A 15,764-nucleotide genomic window follows, 5' to 3' on the forward strand; every position below is an offset into this window, starting at 1 on the left:
TCGCAGCTGGTCTTAACTTCCCGAAGCTCCCACGTCCTCCTGGCTGAAGCCCGCTTGGTACTTAAAGATCGGACGCATAACGTCCAGAACGCCATTCCCACGCGTAGGGAAGGGTAGGTGTGTGGGCTGGCGCGTGAGGAACGACAGGCGGCTCAGAGAATACCCTTAGCCCCAACGCCTGAAGATCAGCGAGGTGTTCACGCCGCCAAACGCGAAGTTGTTGTTCATCACGTATTCGTTGCTCATGTGCCTGGGTTCGCCGACGATGTAGTCCAGTTCGCCGCACTGTGGGTCGATATCGACCAGGTTGAGCGTATGGATGTAGCGATCGCTGTTGAGCATTTCGATGCTGAACCATGATTCCAGCGCGCCGCAGGCTCCCAGCGTGTGACCGAGGAAGCTTTTTTGCGAGCTAAGTGGCATGCGCGGGCCGAACAGGCTGCTGGTGGCCAGGGTCTCGGCGATGTCGCCTTGTTCGGTGGCGGTGCCGTGACCGTTGACGTAACCGATGGCGTCGGGCGACAGGTTGGCGTCTTCGAGGGCCAGCTCCATCGCGCGGCGCATGGTGGTCTGCTCGGGGCGAGTGCTGTGCGCGCCGTCGGCGTTGCTGCCGAAGCCGACTATTTCGGCGTAGATGTGCGCCCCCCGTGCCTGGGCATGCTCAAGCTCTTCAAGCACCAGCATGCCGCCGCCTTCACCGATCACCAGGCCGTCGCGCCCGCTGTCGTAGGGGCGTGGTGTGGTGTGGGGCGCGTCATTCTTCAGGCTGGTGGCGTACAGCGCGTCGAAGACCATGGCCTCGGTCGGGCACAGCTCTTCGGCCCCGCCCGCCAGCATCAGCGGCAGACGGCCGAACTTGATTGCCTCATAGGCATAGCCGATGCCCTGACTGCCGCTGGTACAGGCGCTGGAGGTCGGAATCAGGCGTCCGGTCAGGCCGAAGAAGATACTGATGTTGGCGGCGGTGGTGTGCGGCATCATCCGCACATAGGAATTGGCGTTCAGGCCCACGGCCACCGAGTTGATCAGCATGTTGCCGAAGGCCTTGATCTCGTCGGTGCTGCCGGTGGACGAACCGCAGGCCGTGCCCATGCGCCCATCGCGAATGATCGGGTCATTCAGCAGCCCGGCGTCGATCAGGGCCTGCTCGGCAGCCGCCACGGCCAGGCGTGACACGCGGCCCATGCTGCGCAGTTGCTTGCGCGTCCAGTGCCCCGGCACGGCGAAATCGTCGATGGGACCAGCCAGGCGAGTATTGAGCTCGGCAAAGCGGTTCCACTCGTCCATCCGGCGAATGCCGCTGCGATTGGCCGTAAAGCGTGCATCGATAGTCGGCCAGTCGCTGCCTACCGAGGTGATGCCGGACATGCCGGTCACTACCACACGCTTCATCAGCACAGTCCCCCGTTGACGGCCAGAACCTGACGAGTGATGTAGCTCGCTTCGGTCGACATCAGAAAATTCACCGCACCCGCCACTTCCTCGGGCGTGCCCATGCGTTGTGCCGGAATCATTTTCAGCAGTTCGTCCACCGGCACGTTCTCGTCGAGCATGGCGGTATCGATCAGCCCCGGCGCGACGCAGTTGACGGTGATCTTGCGCTTGCCCAGTTCGATAGCCAGGGCCTTGGCAGCACCGATCAGCCCTGCCTTGGAAGCGCTGTAATTGACCTGGCCGCGGTTGCCGATCAGCCCGGAAACCGAAGTGATGCAGACGATGCGCCCTGCTGCACGACGGCGAATCATCGGCATCGTCAACGGGTGCAGGACGTTATAGAAGCCGTCCAGGTTGGTGCGCAGCACCTGATCCCAGTCATCGTCGCTGAGCGCCGGAAACGCGCCGTCGCGGGTCAGCCCGGCGTTGAGCACCACGCCGTAATAGGCGCCGTGCGTCTCCACGTCCTGTTCCAGAACGGCCTTGCAGGCGGCCCGGTCCGAGACATCGAATTGCAGCACGCGTGCCTGACGGCCCAGCGCAACGACTTCGGCCTGCACCGCTTCGGCTTCGCTGCGGCCGGTGCGGCAATGCAGGATCAGGTCGTATCCGGCCTGCGCCAGACGCAGGGCGATGGCGCGGCCAATGCCACGGCTGGAGCCGGTGACCAGTATCGATTCAGTCATGCCGGGGCTCCTTCAGCCAGGTAGTCAGCAGTATTGGGCGGGCAATATACATTGAGTCGGGCAAAAGCCTCGATACCCGGTCCGGTGAGGGTGCATTCGAACATGCCCATGCCGTTGTCGTCCTGCAGGGAGCGCACGGCATGGATGTGCAGTTCACTGCCCAGCGGGAAGCGCGTCACGTTGCAGTCGAACTTGCGACTGCCAAGCAGAAAACCCAGCTTGACCGCTTCGCCCTTGTTGCGCGCCTTGCAACCGGCATAGGCCGCGACGCTCTGCGCCATCAGCTCGATGCCCAGCCATGCCGGCAGGCTGCCGTCGGCTTGATTGAACAGGCCGTCGGCGCGTACGGTCAGGCGGGTTCGAATCTGCTCTTCGTCAAAGCTCAGCACCTGATCGATGAGAATCATGTCGCCGGCATGGGGGATGAGTTCGGCGAGCGGCCACTCGGTCATGGGGCATCTCCGATAATCAGGCTGATGTTGTTGCCACCGAAGGCAAACGAATTACTCATCATGTAACGAGCGTTTTCAGGTGTCAGGCGCGAGCCTGCGTGTGTCCAGTGCAGCGCAGGCAAGAGCGGATCGGCCTCGCCGTCCCACAGGTGCGGGGGCAGGGCCTGTTCGGTATTCTGCGGCGCCAGGCTCAGCCAGCAAAACGCCGCTTCCAGCGCGCCTGCCGCGCCCAGGGTGTGGCCGCTGAGCGGTTTGGTCGACGAGCAGGGCACGCCGTTCGGAAATACGCCCTGCACGGCCAGGCTCTCCATCGCGTCGTTGTGCGGCGTGGCGGTGCCATGCAGGTTCAGATAACCGATCTGTTCCGCCTCGAGTCGGGCATTGCGCAACGCTTGCAGCATGGCATCGCGCGCACCACGCCCGGTGGGTTCGGGGGCCGAGATGTGGTGAGCGTCGCAGCTGGCACCTGCGCCCAGCAGGGCAATCGAGTGCCTGCTGTCGGCTTCACGAGTCATCAGGAACAGCGCGGCCGCCTCGCCGATATTGATCCCGTTGCGGTTGCTGGAGAACGGGTTGCAGAGCTGCGGCGACATGGCCTCGAGTGCCGAGAATCCCTGCAGGGTCAGCCTGCACAGGCTGTCGACGCCGCCGCACAGCACGGCATCGCACAGGCCCATGTCCAGCGCCCGACGCGCACTGAGCAACGCCCGCGAGCTGGACGTGCAGGCTGTCGAAATGACGTAGGCCGGGCCGCTCAATTGCAGCCAGGCGGCGAGAAAATTCGCCGGTGCGCCCAGTTCCTGTTGCCGATAATCGTAATCGTCGGGGAAGGTCCGCTCACGCAGCCAGACGGCCATGCTCTCGCTCGCTTCATCAATGCCCGAGGTGCTGGTGCCGATGATCACGCCAATCCGTCCGGCGCCGAAGCGGGTGATAGCCTGGCTGATGTCATCCTCGATCTGCAGGGCGGCAGCCAGCAGCAACTGGTTATTGCGGCTGTGATGCAAATGCACGGCAGCCGGAATGGGCGGCAGTGCGGATTTGACCGCGCCGACCGGCAACGCACGTTCCGGCACCCAGCCGCTTTCGAACACCATGCCCGAGCTGTCGCCTGCGAACAGCCTGCGCGACACCTCTTCACGGCTGTCGCCCAGCGAGCAGATCAGGCCCAGCGCGTTGAGATAGGCAGTCATGGCAGGCTCTCATTGTTCAGCGGTGTCACCTTGTAGCTCAGCCGGTCCTTGAGGCGGACAGTGAACGCGTTGGCCGATTGATATTCGACCAGCCAGCGGTCATCCAGACGACGCTGCATTCCCTGGCGGTAAGCGGTCGGGTAGCGACCATGCATTTCCAGGTCCGGGGTCATGGCGAACATCAGCGCAGCGAACAGCTCGCGGGCTTCGGGATTGGGCGGCAGCAAACCATCGGCCTGCCATTTTCCGTCGATCAGCAACTGGCGCGCCTGGGGAATGCCCAGCGGGTCCATCATCGACCAGCGCAATCCGCCGTTTTCACGCTGGATGATCAGCAACCAGTCCTGATGCTGATCGGCCTGGCGACGCTCGATGTGCAGTTGCATCGGCAATTGCAGGGTCGGTGCGCTGGTCGGCAGCGGGGCTTGTGCCGCACAGCCGCCGAGCAGCAGGAAGGCTAAAAACAGTACGCGAATCATGATGCTCCCACTTCCAGGGGTTTGCGGGCCACGACATTGACCAGCGTTTCCTCACGCTGCCCGAACGGCCTGGGCTTTTGCAGTTTCAAGACTTCGAGCAGGCCGAAGTCCCTGGCGCGGCTCCACCACAGGTAAGGGTACGAAACATTCTGTGCATCGAACTCGAAACCCTGATCACGGATCATCTGCAGATACTGCGCCGCGCTTTTCTGAACATGCATCGGGTGGCGGAACAGCCAGCGAATCACCCAGGTGTCGATGTACGCCTCGGTCGACTCGGCGAACAGCAGATAACCGCCCGGTTTGAGCACGCGATAAAACTCGGCCAGCGCCCGTTCCTGATCGACCAGATGATGGAAAGTCTGGTGGTAGAACAGCAGATCGACGCTGGCGTCGGGTACTTGCAGGGCTGCGCAGTCGCTGCCGATCAGTTCGACCTCTACGCCTCTGGCCCGCGCCTCTTCACGACTCATGTCGAGGCTGTGCGGGTCGGCGTCGACACCGATGAGCCTGGAGGGCTGAAAAACCTTGTTCAGGTGCTGGAACGAGCGGCCTTGCCCGCACCCGGCGTCGAGCAACACCGGCGCAACCGGCGGCGCGCTGGCGAACAGGCTGCGCAAGTCGTCTATCGCCACGCGCAGCACGCGGTACTGCCAGATGTTGCTGCGCAGAAACCACAGGCCGAAGCGGGTTTCCTCGACATAACTGTCACTCAGGAACGGTCGATTCATGAGCCACTGCCCGCGCAGATTTCCGAGAGCGTGCGCAGGCGGCGCTTGGGCTCGCTGACAAACGGATTGCGTTCGTCCCAGGCATAACCGGCCAGAATCGAGCTGATCATGCGGCGGATGTCCGGAGCGCTGCCGGGGTAGAAGATCACGTTCTGGAACGTACCGTCGTACCAGCCTTCGACACAGGCGCGAAAGGTGTCGACGCCACGTTTCAATGGCACCGCGAACTCGCTTTCCCAATCCACGTTTTCGCCCTGCAACTGCCGGCTCAGCACGCCAGCCGCCATGCTTGCCGAACGCATGGCGATGGTCACGCCCGAAGAAAACACCGGGTCGAGGAATTCCGCCGCGTTGCCCAGCAGCGCAAAGCCCTTGCCGTGCAGGGTCTTGACGTTGGCCGAGTAGCCGCCGATGGTTCTCGCCGGCGTGTCCCAGACCGCGTTTTTCAGCACGCTGGCCAGTTGCGGTGTTTCAGCGATAAAGGTGCGCAGGCAGGCATCCAGATCCTCGGGCTTGTCCTTGAAGCGTTCAGCCGAGGCGACCACGCCTATCGAACAGCGGCCTTCGCTGAACGGAATCGACCAGAACCACACATCGCTGTGCTGCGGATGGATGCTGACGAGAATCTTGCGGCGGTCGAAGGGCGGGCTTTCGATGCGGTCTTGGATATGCGTGAACACCGCCTGGCGCACGGGGAAACCCGACGGCGCTTCCAGATCCAGCAAGCGCGGCAGCACGCGGCCATAACCGCTGGCGTCGAGCACGAAGCTGGCCTGCACGCTGTATTCGCTGCCGTCCTCGCGCCTCACACGCAAAACCGGCTGCGGGCCGTCGAAGTCGGCACTGACGATCTCTTCCTGATAGCGGATTTCCACGCCTTGCAGCGCGGCCTGATCGGCGAGCAGTTTGTCGAACTCGCTGCGCTGCACCTGAAAGGTCGTCGGCCTGCCGTTGCTGAACGTATCGCCGAAGTCGAAATCGCTGTATTGCTCGCCACGCGCGAAGGCTGCGCCATTCTTGGGCTGGAAACCGGCGGCCTGCACCGCCTCCAGCATTCCGGCTTCTTCGACGAAGTCCAGGCAATGGCACAGCAGGCTTTCACCGATGGAGAAGCGCGGAAACAGCTGACGCTCGATGATCAGCACGTCATGGCCCTGGCGTTTGAGCAGGGCAGCCGCTATTGAACCGGCCGGGCCGGCACCGATGACGACGACCTGACGAATTTCCCTATCAGTGATGGGCACAGGTATTCCTTTTCGGTTGGGCGGTGGCAGGGAGTGACGACAACGCTGCAAGACTCATGCGTGTTGCCCTTCAGTAGTGGCTGGCGAATGAAGCGCTTTACGCGGGCTGGCCCAGGGCGCCAGCAGGAAGCTGAACGCCAGCCCCAGACTGACCGACAGGCCGAAGTTGCTGATCGCCGGGGTGCTGGAAACGGCCAGCAGCCCGAACGACAGCCAGGTGGTGAGCGCCGCCAGCAGCGTGCCCAGCAGGCTGACCGCCGCGCCGCCTATCTGCTCGCGCATCAGGATGGCGTAATCGACGCTGATCGCCGTGACCAGCAGCAGGCCGAACAGGCTGAACAGGGTCAGCGGCTGACCGAGCCAGCCCAGGCTTGCGAGGCTGCACAGGGCCGCCAGCAGCGGCAGGGCGACGATGCGCAACGCACCACCGAAGCCAAACGGAGTGATCAGCAGCAGGACGATCAGTACGCACGACGCCAGCTTCAATTCCGCTGCACTGATCTGTGTGTGGGCAAACACCTCGTTGAGCTCACCCAGGCGGTCGACCAGTTGCACGCCCTCCAGCCCGATGGCCTGCACGCGCAGCAACGCCATGCTGTTCATGCCGCGCAGGCTGACGATACTGGCGACACCTTGATCGCCATTGTCATCGCGGGTCGGTCCCAGCCAGAGCGTGCGCCACGGCTCGCTCAGCGGGCCTTGAAGCGCCTGATCGACGTCTTGGGTCGGCAGTGCCTGTAATTGCGCCAGTTCAGCCTTCAAGGCGCTGGCCGGAACGCCAAGTTGCACCAGCGGTGCCCAGTATTGCGGCAATTTGCCCAGTGCATCGCGGGTGGCCTGTTGTTCGGCAGGCGAATCGAGCAACTGGTTGAGCGCCATGTAGCCTTGCAGCTTGTCCATGCTGACCAGTTGGTCGAGCCGTTGGGTCAGTTCGGACTGCCGATCCAGCAACTGCTGTTGGTCCTTGCCGCGCACCAGAAAAAACTGGCTGGTGGGCTGATAACCGGTGATCCGTGCGATGGCCTGGGCTTCATCGGTCAACGTCTGAGGCGCTGCCACCCACTGGCGGATATCGTTCTTGGTGGTCAGGTGCCAGAGCCCGCCGCCACAGAAGGCCAACAGCAGCACCAGCAGGATCGGTGTGCTGATGCGCAGCAACAAGGCGGCGCGGCAATCGAGCATCAATTGCGCCAGTTTCAGCGGCCACTGGGCAGGGCTGATCTCGACATTGGCGAGCAGCGCGGGCAGCAGGCACACCGCCGTCAGGTAGGCGCCGATCAGGCCGGCCGCCGAGAACACCGCAATTTGCGTGAGTGCCGGGAACGGCGTCCAGGCCAGCGCCAGGTAGCCGATGCAACTGGTGATCAGGCTCAGGCTCAGGCCCGGCAGGGTCAGGCGCAAGGCGGGCCAGCTGCGCCAGGGCTTGAGGCTCCAGCTCTTGGACAGGTAATGCAGCGGGTAATCCACCGCCACCCCGATCAGGCTCGAGCCCAGCACCAGCGTCATGACATGCATGCTGCCGAATAGCGCGACGCAGGCCACCGCGCCGAAGAGCATGCCAACCACCACCGGCACGAATGCCAGCAGCACGCTCCAGCGGCGGAAGGCGAGCAACAGCAGCAACAGGATACCGACCGTTGCGCCACCGCCGACCCAGGTGATTTCCCGGCTGGCCTGCTTCTGCCCGTCGGCAGCGTAAAGCAGCCCGCTGGCCGCGAGCAATTGCCCCCCCGCCTGACTGGCCTGCACCCGCGCTTGCGCCAGCAGGTCGGCAACCTGGCCGGGCAGGTGCATATCGAAGGCATCGGTTCGGGTGCGCGAACGCAGCAGTACCCAGCTTTTACCCTCGGCAGTGGCCACCAGCGCGCCGCTGGCCAGATCCGCCTCGACCGAGCCCTGTTTCGGCAGACCGTTCTGGATACGTCCGGTCAGCCCCAGCCAGTCATCCTGACCAGGCACCAGGCTGAACCCGGCAAACGGGTCGAACAGCGTCTGTACGCGCTGTTCGATGAAGGTTTTCGGGTCATCGATCAGCAGTGTGCGGTCCGCTGTCGGCAACATGGCGATGCGCCCTTGCAGCAACTGGGTGCGCAGCGCGGGCAGGTCGGCCTGCAGCGACCACTGGACCTTCTCGAACAGGCCGGTCGACTGCCATTGTTCAGCCAGGTTACGCGCCAGTTCGACGGCCTTTTGCCGATCGCTGTGGCCTACCAGCACCAGCATTTCGCGGTTGAGCGGTTCCTGCATGCGCTTTTCGGCGCTCACGACCAGTTCGTCGTTATCGGTGCCCGGCACCAGCTCCATCAGGTTGGCCGACAGCGGCGAGCGGTCGTGCCACTGCCAGCCAGCCAGCGCCAATACGCCCGCCAGAATCAGCAGGAACAGTCGCGGCAACAGCCGCTCAGTCTTTGAAGTCATTACGCTGCGCATCGGTCAGGGTCGTGGCACTGCTGCTGTCGATCATTTTCAGGACCGTGCTGTCGCCCTGGGTTTCCAGCAGCTCGATACGCTGCACCAGTTCGCCGCCGTCGATGTTGATCTGCTTGAACACTTGTTGCAGCAGCATCGAGCGTGGCGTCAGGGTGAGGTGCCAGGCAGTCGCTTCGCCCTTGAGCTGCAAGTCGAAATCCCGTTGCAGGCCGCTGCTGTCGCCTTGCAGGACCGCCAGAAACAGACGGTTCTGCTCGGAGCCGGCGTTCTTGTTCGGCACCGGCTTCCAGGTGCTGACATTGCCAGCGGTTTCACGACGGGCAATACCGTCGGCATTGATGCGGTAATCCTGCTTGAGCGGTGTTTCCAGCAGCCAGAGCAGCCCGAAATCCCTGGCGAGCACGAAGCGGCCCTTGCTGAGCAGCGGTTGCGGCAGGGCGCGCAGGTGTTTTTCCTGAACGAAACGACCCTGCACCACGGCAGGTTTGGCGAGCTGGTCGCTCAGTTGTTGCAGGTCGAAAGCCTGCGCCAGGGACGAAAGGCCCAGCAGACCCAGCAGAGTCAAGGTGCGAAGCGGGCGGTTCATGGCGAGGCGCTCTCTATTGTGCTCTCAAGGGCATTTTTCACGGCATCGATGAACACTTGCGGCGAAGCCAGTTGCATTTCCCGGCTCTGGCTGTCGACGGCGACCTGCACAGTACTGGCGCGGGTCAGGCGCTCACCGGTGTGTGCATCGGTGATCAGGTAATTGATTTTCAAGCGGTTCTCCCACTCCACCAGACTGGCGCGCACGTTCAGTGTCTGACCGAACACGGCGCTGCGCACATAGCGCAATTGCAGATCGATCACCGGCCAACCATAACCGGATTCGAGCATCTGCATGTAGTTATGGCCGATATGATCGAGCAACGCGCAACGCGCTACTTCGAGGTACTTCACGTAGTGCCCGTGCCAGACGATGTTCATCATGTCGACGTCGAAAAACGGCACGACGATTTCAGTGTCGATGTGCAGAAAACCCTTACTGCGCATGTAACCTCCTGTGGCGACCCGCGCTGATTTTACAACGCAGCCCCCGATCGCCGAGCGCGATCAGCTCATGAGCCCGATTCATCGGCAGACTTCCAGAATGGGTAGAAATTGAACCACTGCTGCGGCGCTTCCAGGCAATAGTGACCAAGACGCTCGGCATAACGCGTGGCCCACTGCTCGATGACCTGAGCGCGGTCGCTGCGCCGCCACTCGATGGCGTCGGCGAACGGTTCGAGAATCACTCGGTAGCCTTTCGCACCCTTGAGGCAGAAGAACAGGTTGACCGGGCACTTGAGCAGACCGGCCAGCAGCCAGGGGCCTTGCGGGAAGTTGGCCGGCTGACCGAGAAAGTCGACCCGCACATTGCGCCCGCCGTGCAGCGCGACGCGGTCACCGGCGATGGCCAGCCACTCGCCTTCGTCCAGGCGCTGGCTGAGCTGCAGCATGATGGCCGGATCCAGCTCGCTGACCTGAATCAGGCGCAGATGAGTCGCGCCGGCTTCGCCGAGCAGGCGATTGAAACGTTCGGCGTGCTTGGTGTGCACCAGCACGTTCATGGTGACCTTTTCGCCGAGTTCGGCCAGCGCACGGCACACTTCGAGGTTGCCCAGGTGCGCACCGACCAGCATCTGTCCGCGTTGGCCACGCAGGTTCTGGCGCAGCAGGGCCTGGTCGACGATCTCGATCTGATCGATACCCAGCCTGCCGTTCCACACGTCGAGCTTGTCGAGCAAGGCATCGGCAAATGCCATGAACTGCCCGAACACCCGGCGCTGGCCGGGCCGCAGTTCGGGCTTGCCGCTCCAGTCGGCCAGGTGCTGCTGGTATTGCCAGATGCTGTGCCGGGCACGTCGGCCGAAGACAAAGAAATACAGAACGATGCCATACAGCACCGGGCTGAGCAGGCGCCGGCCGAGTACCCGCATGCCCCAGGCGGTGAGCTTCATGAGCATGAAACTGCCGCGCTCCTGATGACTGGCCCAATGCTCCCTGGGCGACTTGTCGATGCTCATGGCCGCCACCGTCGCCACAGGATCATGGGCAGGCGTACCAGCATGCCGAAGAACAGTTTGGCGTGCATTTTCGAAATCAGAGCGTTGTCGTGAAACAGGCGGAAATGCGACAGGCCGTCCTGCGGGTAGTGAACCCGTGTCGGCAGCCAGCGCATCGGCTGGCCGCGCCAGGACAGGCGCACGAGAATTTCCGAGTCGAAATCCATGCGCCTGCCGATCTGCACGCGGTCGATCAGCGCCAGCACCGGCGCCAGCGGATAGAGGCGAAAGCCGCACATGGAGTCGCGAATGTGCAACGACAGGGTATTGATCCACACCCAGACGTGGGTCAGGTAGCGCGCATACAGACGGCCTTTGGGCACGCTCTCGTCGAACTGCGGATAGCCGCAGATCAGCGCATCCGGGTGCTGGCGTGACTGCTCCAGAAACAGCGGAATATCACTCAGATCATGCTGGCCATCGGCATCGACCTGCAACGCATGGCTGAAGCCCAGCCTGAGCGCCTCGCGGAACCCCGCCATCACCGCGCCGCCCTTGCCCTGATTGACCGGCAGGCGCAGCAGGTAGATAGCCTCGCCCTGTGCCAACTGCTGTAACACGGCTTCGCAGGCCGGGCTGCTGGCATCGTCGACCAGGATGCACGGCAACCCGGCGTTGCGCACGGCCTTGACCACGTTGGGCACGGCCAGCTCGTGGTCAAACACCGGAATGATCACGCAAGGCTTATGCATGGTCGTCCTCCAGGAGGATCCGGCCACTGGAGCAGGGCGCGTTGTCGGCGTTGCGAAAGGCGAAGTGCAGCTTGGAGCGTGCCGCATCGAAGCGCAGCGTCAGCGTGAGACGGTCGCCGGGGCGCACCAGCTGCTGGAATTTGAGCACCTCCATGCCGGCGAATCCGCATGGCAGGTCGAGCAGGCGCCGGCCCAGACTGATCGCCCAGTCGACCTGCACCACGCCCGGCAAAATCGGCGCCTTGGGAAAGTGGCCGCTGAAAAACGCCAGATCGGGCGGGACACTCAAGTGCAGGTGCAGCTCGCCTTCGACGTTCTGTTGCTCAAGCACTTCCGGTTGTTTCGAGCGCGGCGCCAGCAGCAGCGCCTCGACGTCTGCTTGAGGCAGCTTGCCCTGGGCGTTGAGCGGCATCTGCCGCAGCAGCCGCCAGCGACGCGGCAGGGCGATGGTTTCGCAATGCGGCTGCAGGTGCTGTCGCAAGGCTTCGGTGAGCGCCCGGCGGCCTTGATTGCGCAGGGCCAGCAAGCCCGCGGCGCTCAGCACCAGCAGCGCGCCCAGCGAGGCACGGTTTGCCTGCACCAAGCCAAGGCGTGCTTCACTCACCCACGGGTGAGCCGCGAGGGCCTGCTCGATCAGCGGCAAGGACACGCGCTTCTCTTCGAGTTTGACGATGCGGTCCAGCCTGCCCAGCAGTTCAAAGCGCCCGTCTGCGCCGATCAGCGCCGCATCGGCGGTCTGCTCGACATGGCCGGGCGGCAGATAGGGCGAGCTGATGCGCAGCGCACCTTGCGCATCCTGACTCAGCTCTACGCCGTCGAAGGCCTGCCAGCGCTGCCCGCCCTGACGCCAGGCGATGCCGCCGGTTTCCGAGCTGCCGAGAATTTCCGTCGGCCACTGGCCGAGGCGTTGCTGCAGGCTCTGTGCGGCGTCGGCCGGCAATGCACCACCGGAAGAGAACACCCGGCGCACGGCCGCAAGACTGTGCCAGTCGAGATTGTCGCCCATGCGTTTGAGCAGCGCGGGGCTGGCGACCCAGGCGAATGACGGGTATTCACGGCTGGCGCGTTGCAGGTCTTCGGCGAACGGCAACTGACGGCGCACGAACGGGCGTGCCGCGCACAGCGGCCACAGCAAACGAAACAGCAGCCCGTAAATATGTTGCGTCGCCACGCTGCCGATCATGCATGCCGAGCCGAGCTCCGCGCCCCACAGCTGTTCCAGCCCGCAGACTTCGTTGGCCAGTTGCCGCAGGCGCTTCTCGATCAGTTTGGGCTCGCCGCTGGAGCCTGAGGTGCACAGGCTCAGCCGGCATTGGTCGAGGTCCAGCGCTGCCGCCGGGAGGGGCGCGGCACGCAGATCGCTCAGCTGGGTGTCACCTGGCAGGTCGGTCAGCCAAAGGTCGACCTGATTCGCCCAGCGCTCGCGGGTCTGGCCCTGCAAGTCGGCGGGCAGCAACACATGCACGTCCGCGCGCCAGGCCGCGAACAACGCAATGGCCAGGTCGGCGGCATCTTCGAGGTGCACTGCAAGGTGGGTGATGCCACGCGCTTGCAGCCCAGCGGCCACGCTGAGCGCCTGATCACGAAACTGCGCGTGGTCCAGGGTCGGGGCCAGCGTCAGCAGCCGGTCGGGCAGCGCATCGAGCAGCAGGTGTTCCAGGTTCAACCAGTTCATGCGATCCATTTCATTTGCCGCCCGCAGAGGGTGGGCGGACGATCCATTCGACAGCGAACAACACGCCCATCAGGCCGTAGGAAATCAGGCCGGTGTACAGCGTCCACCATGACAACGGTGCCCACAGCGTCAGGATGGCTGACGTGAGGCCGTTGACGAGAAAGAACAGGCACCAAATCTGCGTGACTTTACGGGTGTAGCGAATACCGGCCTCAGGCAGATCGGGGCGGTTCAGGCGCGCCATCTTTTCCACGATCGGCGGGCCGTAGACAAGGCTTGAACCGAACAGACCGAGCATGAAGGTGCTGACCAGTACCGGATACCAGCGCAGCATCATGTGACTGTCGAGGGCGCCGAGCACCACGCAAAAGATCAGCGCGACAATCGCCATCGCCAGGCTGCCTTGCCTGCGCTCTCCGGTCAGGGCGCGCGCCAGCCACAGGCTGCCGAGCAGCAGCGCGAACTGCCAGGGGGCGAAATGCTCGGTCCCCCAATAGACGGCGAATGGATACAGCACGCCGGCCAGCACCAGAATCAGGCCAATCAGCCGCTTCATTCGGCGGTATTGACCAGTTTGTACACGGCTTCTACCACGTCCTTCACGGTTCTCACCGACTTGAACTCTTCAGCCGCAATCTTCTTGCCGGTCTTGCGTTTGATGTGATCGATCAGGTCCACGGCATCGATACTGTCGATCTCCAGGTCCTGATACAGGTTGGCTTCAAGCGTGACTCTCTCAGGCTCCAGTTCGAACAGTTCCACCATTGCGGCGCGCAGGATTTCGAAGATGTCTTCACGGGTTTGCATGTTCAATTCTCAGGCCGGTTGTCTGGCGCTGACGAAGGCCGCAAGGCTGTCGACGCTGGCGAAATGGTTACGGGTGTCCTTTGCATCGGCATCGATCCTGATGCCATAACGCTTCTGGATGGCCAGGCCCAATTCGAGTGCATCCACCGAGTCCAGTCCCAGTCCTTCGCCAAACAGCGTCATATCGTTGCCGATATCTTCCGGGGTGATGTCTTCGAGGCCCAGGGCATCGATGATCAACAATTTAATGTCCTGGTGCAGATCGCTCATCTGAGGCGAGCTCCTTGGTGAAATAGTCATGCAGGTAATCGTTGAGCTTGCGGGACGCCAGGGGCGGTGGGCCTAGCGCACTGAAGGCGGTTGGGTCTATATCGGCACCGACGCGCAAAGTGAAGTGCACGCGGCGTTGCGGAATGCGATACCAGGGCTCGGCCTTGGTCAGGGTGGTCGGCTGGACCTTGATCGTCACCGGGGTGATGACGCTCGCGCCACGCAGCGCAATGGCGGCCGCGCCGCGGTGAAAGACCGGCGGCTGACCTGGCTGGGTGCGCGTGCCTTCCGGGAAGATGATCAGTGTCTGGCCGCTTTGCAGGCGCTCTACGGCGGCGTCGAGCATGTCCATGCTGCCATCGTTGCTGATGTAACCGGTGGCGCGCACAGGGCCGCGGGTGAACGGGTTCTCCCACAGGCTGCGTTTGACGACGCAGTTGGCGTCCCGCACCAGCCCGATCAGGAACACCACATCGATCAGTGACGGGTGGTTGGCGATGATCATCTGTCCGGGGCGGCCAAGCTTTTCGGCGCCTTGCACGTCATAGGTCAGCACCCGCATGCGCGCCATGATGCGGATGAACAGCCAGAACAGGCGGCTGATGGTCCGCCGCGCGCGGCGTTGATGGCTGGCCACATTGCCAGGCAGGCAACCCAATACTGGAAAAACGAACAACCGCAGACACAAACCGCTCAACCCGAACAGGGCAAAGCTGATGCCTGTTGCCAACAGACGCCAGTAATAGGCGTCCCGACCTTTTTTCAGTGACTGCGTTGCCAGTTCCATAACCGGTTATTCCAAGGGTGCAGGCAGACGGATTGATCAGTGTGCAAGGCCCGCAGCAGGTTCAGGGCGTGAGGCCACTGAGTGCGCGTTGTGCCTTGCGTATCGGTGTTCAGAGACAGCTGCCACTCATTCCCCGGCGTCAGCAGCAAGCCGACCGCGTAGGGAAAGGGCACGTCATCAATCCATTGGGCATAGGCTTGCGGCGGCTGTTCTTCAGTCACCACAAGCAATACTGCTTCTGCTCCCTCGGCCAGCAATGCTGCGGCCTCGAATGCTCCATACTCCAGCCCGTCGCCTGTGGCGGCCAGGGCTGTCATCTCACTTGTTTCACCGCGCATGATCGACCACAGACCAATGACGGCGTTATGCACTGAAAGGCTGAACTGGGTCGGTGAAAGCGGCTCGCTGGCGGCCAGATCACGCAGGATTTCAAAGGTCCTCGGGGTTTCTCCGTGGCGCGAGACAAACACCAGCGGGACGCGCCCCAGCCCTTCAGTCAACGGCCAGCCGACAGCAAACGCCATTCTTGCCATACGGCCCAGGCGGCGGCGTTGCATCGCAGGAAGAAAAGACACGTCTGGCGCTGCGTCACTGGTTTCCAGCAACGTCGGATCGAGGCTCCACCGCTGCCAGTCTTCCGCGCTCGCCAGGCCCGGCGCCCAGGCTTGCCATCGTGCAATGTTGAAGGTGATCAAGGCTTCTCTTCCCGCCCCTGCGGGCTTGTTTCTCGCTACATCGATATCAGGTCGATATCAGCCTGGGTGCGGTAATTGACCGAGTGCGCGCATTATCCCGATGGG

General features: G+C 63.1%; 18 protein-coding genes. All 18 read right to left on the minus strand.

Translation table 11 applies throughout. The annotated features are described in order from the left end of the window. Positions 1-165: 165 nt before the first annotated feature. The 18 genes from QRN50_RS17600 to QRN50_RS17685 all read right to left on the minus strand — a co-directional run bounded on the left by QRN50_RS17600 (position 166) and on the right by QRN50_RS17685 (position 15,659). On the minus strand, positions 166-1,392 hold the full coding sequence (locus QRN50_RS17600; RefSeq protein ID WP_011266389.1) for a beta-ketoacyl-ACP synthase: 1,227 nt from the start codon (positions 1,390-1,392) through the stop codon (positions 166-168). Then, complete coding sequence (gene fabG / locus QRN50_RS17605) at positions 1,392-2,120, minus strand: 3-oxoacyl-ACP reductase FabG (protein WP_060405930.1); 729 nt, start codon at positions 2,118-2,120, stop codon at positions 1,392-1,394. Before fabG ends, QRN50_RS17600 begins: the two co-directional genes overlap by 1 nt. Next, positions 2,117-2,572: a hotdog family protein gene (locus QRN50_RS17610; protein ID WP_003346295.1), complete on the minus strand. Its 456-nt coding sequence runs from the start codon at positions 2,570-2,572 to the stop codon at positions 2,117-2,119. The genes fabG and QRN50_RS17610 overlap by 4 nt, the downstream gene beginning before the upstream one ends. Beyond that, positions 2,569-3,765, minus strand: coding sequence for a beta-ketoacyl-[acyl-carrier-protein] synthase family protein (locus QRN50_RS17615; RefSeq protein WP_060405931.1), 1,197 nt, complete (start codon positions 3,763-3,765; stop codon positions 2,569-2,571). The genes QRN50_RS17610 and QRN50_RS17615 overlap by 4 nt, the downstream gene beginning before the upstream one ends. After that, positions 3,762-4,244, minus strand: a complete 483-nt coding sequence (locus tag QRN50_RS17620) for a lipoprotein (protein ID WP_011266392.1) — start codon at positions 4,242-4,244, stop codon at positions 3,762-3,764. Before QRN50_RS17620 ends, QRN50_RS17615 begins: the two co-directional genes overlap by 4 nt. Next, on the minus strand, positions 4,241-4,975 hold the full coding sequence (locus QRN50_RS17625) for a class I SAM-dependent methyltransferase (protein ID WP_096127304.1): 735 nt from the start codon (positions 4,973-4,975) through the stop codon (positions 4,241-4,243). Before QRN50_RS17625 ends, QRN50_RS17620 begins: the two co-directional genes overlap by 4 nt. Then, positions 4,972-6,219 carry an NAD(P)/FAD-dependent oxidoreductase gene (locus QRN50_RS17630; protein WP_096127303.1) on the minus strand — a complete coding sequence of 416 codons (1,248 nt, stop codon included), beginning with the start codon at positions 6,217-6,219 and terminating at the stop codon, positions 4,972-4,974. The genes QRN50_RS17625 and QRN50_RS17630 overlap by 4 nt, the downstream gene beginning before the upstream one ends. A gap of 54 nt (positions 6,220-6,273) precedes the next feature. Then, positions 6,274-8,637, minus strand: coding sequence for an MMPL family transporter (locus QRN50_RS17635; protein WP_024641102.1), 2,364 nt, complete (start codon positions 8,635-8,637; stop codon positions 6,274-6,276). Further along, a complete protein-coding gene (locus QRN50_RS17640; RefSeq protein ID WP_024641101.1) occupies positions 8,621-9,235 on the minus strand; it encodes an outer membrane lipoprotein carrier protein LolA in 615 nt (204 codons plus the stop codon). The genes QRN50_RS17635 and QRN50_RS17640 overlap by 17 nt, the downstream gene beginning before the upstream one ends. Beyond that, the gene (locus QRN50_RS17645; RefSeq protein WP_003316680.1) at positions 9,232-9,681 is read right to left on the minus strand and encodes an acyl-CoA thioesterase; all 450 of its coding nucleotides are present in this window, start codon (positions 9,679-9,681) and stop codon (positions 9,232-9,234) included. The genes QRN50_RS17640 and QRN50_RS17645 overlap by 4 nt, the downstream gene beginning before the upstream one ends. Before the next feature lie 65 nt (positions 9,682-9,746). Beyond that, on the minus strand, positions 9,747-10,694 hold the full coding sequence (locus QRN50_RS17650; protein ID WP_011266397.1) for a lysophospholipid acyltransferase family protein: 948 nt from the start codon (positions 10,692-10,694) through the stop codon (positions 9,747-9,749). Then, a complete protein-coding gene (locus QRN50_RS17655; RefSeq protein ID WP_060405933.1) occupies positions 10,691-11,425 on the minus strand; it encodes a glycosyltransferase family 2 protein in 735 nt (244 codons plus the stop codon). Before QRN50_RS17655 ends, QRN50_RS17650 begins: the two co-directional genes overlap by 4 nt. Next, positions 11,418-13,100 carry an acyl-CoA synthetase family protein gene (locus QRN50_RS17660; RefSeq protein ID WP_024641100.1) on the minus strand — a complete coding sequence of 561 codons (1,683 nt, stop codon included), beginning with the start codon at positions 13,098-13,100 and terminating at the stop codon, positions 11,418-11,420. The genes QRN50_RS17655 and QRN50_RS17660 overlap by 8 nt, the downstream gene beginning before the upstream one ends. A 10-nt stretch (positions 13,101-13,110) precedes the next feature. Continuing rightward, positions 13,111-13,656 carry a COG4648 family protein gene (locus QRN50_RS17665; RefSeq protein ID WP_011266400.1) on the minus strand — a complete coding sequence of 182 codons (546 nt, stop codon included), beginning with the start codon at positions 13,654-13,656 and terminating at the stop codon, positions 13,111-13,113. Beyond that, positions 13,653-13,907: an acyl carrier protein gene (locus tag QRN50_RS17670; protein WP_011266401.1), complete on the minus strand. Its 255-nt coding sequence runs from the start codon at positions 13,905-13,907 to the stop codon at positions 13,653-13,655. Before QRN50_RS17670 ends, QRN50_RS17665 begins: the two co-directional genes overlap by 4 nt. A gap of 9 nt (positions 13,908-13,916) precedes the next feature. Then, positions 13,917-14,177 carry a phosphopantetheine-binding protein gene (locus tag QRN50_RS17675; protein ID WP_003316688.1) on the minus strand — a complete coding sequence of 87 codons (261 nt, stop codon included), beginning with the start codon at positions 14,175-14,177 and terminating at the stop codon, positions 13,917-13,919. After that, entirely contained in the window at positions 14,152-14,964 is an 813-nt protein-coding gene (locus QRN50_RS17680) for a lysophospholipid acyltransferase family protein (protein ID WP_003402969.1), read from the minus strand. Before QRN50_RS17680 ends, QRN50_RS17675 begins: the two co-directional genes overlap by 26 nt. Continuing rightward, on the minus strand, positions 14,940-15,659 hold the full coding sequence (locus QRN50_RS17685) for a beta-ketoacyl synthase chain length factor (protein WP_024641099.1): 720 nt from the start codon (positions 15,657-15,659) through the stop codon (positions 14,940-14,942). Before QRN50_RS17685 ends, QRN50_RS17680 begins: the two co-directional genes overlap by 25 nt. Between the last annotated feature and the right edge of the window lie 105 nt (positions 15,660-15,764).

The sequence above is a fragment of the Pseudomonas sp. MEJ108 genome (assembly GCF_030208985.1).
Classification (GTDB): Bacteria; Pseudomonadota; Gammaproteobacteria; order Pseudomonadales; family Pseudomonadaceae; genus Aquipseudomonas; species Aquipseudomonas fragariae.

Excerpts from the sequence above, each read along its gene's own strand:
- QRN50_RS17600 (WP_011266389.1), bottom strand. The coding sequence starts at position 1,392 with ATGAAGCGTGTGGTAGTGACCGGCATGTCCGGCATCACCTCGGTAGGC.
- fabG (WP_060405930.1), bottom strand. The coding sequence starts at position 2,120 with ATGACTGAATCGATACTGGTCACCGGCTCCAGCCGTGGCATTGGCCGC.
- QRN50_RS17610 (WP_003346295.1), bottom strand. The coding sequence starts at position 2,572 with ATGACCGAGTGGCCGCTCGCCGAACTCATCCCCCATGCCGGCGACATG.
- QRN50_RS17615 (WP_060405931.1), bottom strand. The coding sequence starts at position 3,765 with ATGACTGCCTATCTCAACGCGCTGGGCCTGATCTGCTCGCTGGGCGAC.
- QRN50_RS17620 (WP_011266392.1), bottom strand. The coding sequence starts at position 4,244 with ATGATTCGCGTACTGTTTTTAGCCTTCCTGCTGCTCGGCGGCTGTGCG.
- QRN50_RS17625 (WP_096127304.1), bottom strand. The coding sequence starts at position 4,975 with ATGAATCGACCGTTCCTGAGTGACAGTTATGTCGAGGAAACCCGCTTC.
- QRN50_RS17635 (WP_024641102.1), bottom strand. The coding sequence starts at position 8,637 with ATGACTTCAAAGACTGAGCGGCTGTTGCCGCGACTGTTCCTGCTGATT.
- QRN50_RS17640 (WP_024641101.1), bottom strand. The coding sequence starts at position 9,235 with ATGAACCGCCCGCTTCGCACCTTGACTCTGCTGGGTCTGCTGGGCCTT.
- QRN50_RS17645 (WP_003316680.1), bottom strand. The coding sequence starts at position 9,681 with ATGCGCAGTAAGGGTTTTCTGCACATCGACACTGAAATCGTCGTGCCG.
- QRN50_RS17650 (WP_011266397.1), bottom strand. The coding sequence starts at position 10,694 with ATGAGCATCGACAAGTCGCCCAGGGAGCATTGGGCCAGTCATCAGGAG.
- QRN50_RS17655 (WP_060405933.1), bottom strand. The coding sequence starts at position 11,425 with ATGCATAAGCCTTGCGTGATCATTCCGGTGTTTGACCACGAGCTGGCC.
- QRN50_RS17660 (WP_024641100.1), bottom strand. The coding sequence starts at position 13,100 with ATGAACTGGTTGAACCTGGAACACCTGCTGCTCGATGCGCTGCCCGAC.
- QRN50_RS17665 (WP_011266400.1), bottom strand. The coding sequence starts at position 13,656 with ATGAAGCGGCTGATTGGCCTGATTCTGGTGCTGGCCGGCGTGCTGTAT.
- QRN50_RS17670 (WP_011266401.1), bottom strand. The coding sequence starts at position 13,907 with ATGCAAACCCGTGAAGACATCTTCGAAATCCTGCGCGCCGCAATGGTG.
- QRN50_RS17675 (WP_003316688.1), bottom strand. The coding sequence starts at position 14,177 with ATGAGCGATCTGCACCAGGACATTAAATTGTTGATCATCGATGCCCTG.
- QRN50_RS17680 (WP_003402969.1), bottom strand. The coding sequence starts at position 14,964 with ATGGAACTGGCAACGCAGTCACTGAAAAAAGGTCGGGACGCCTATTAC.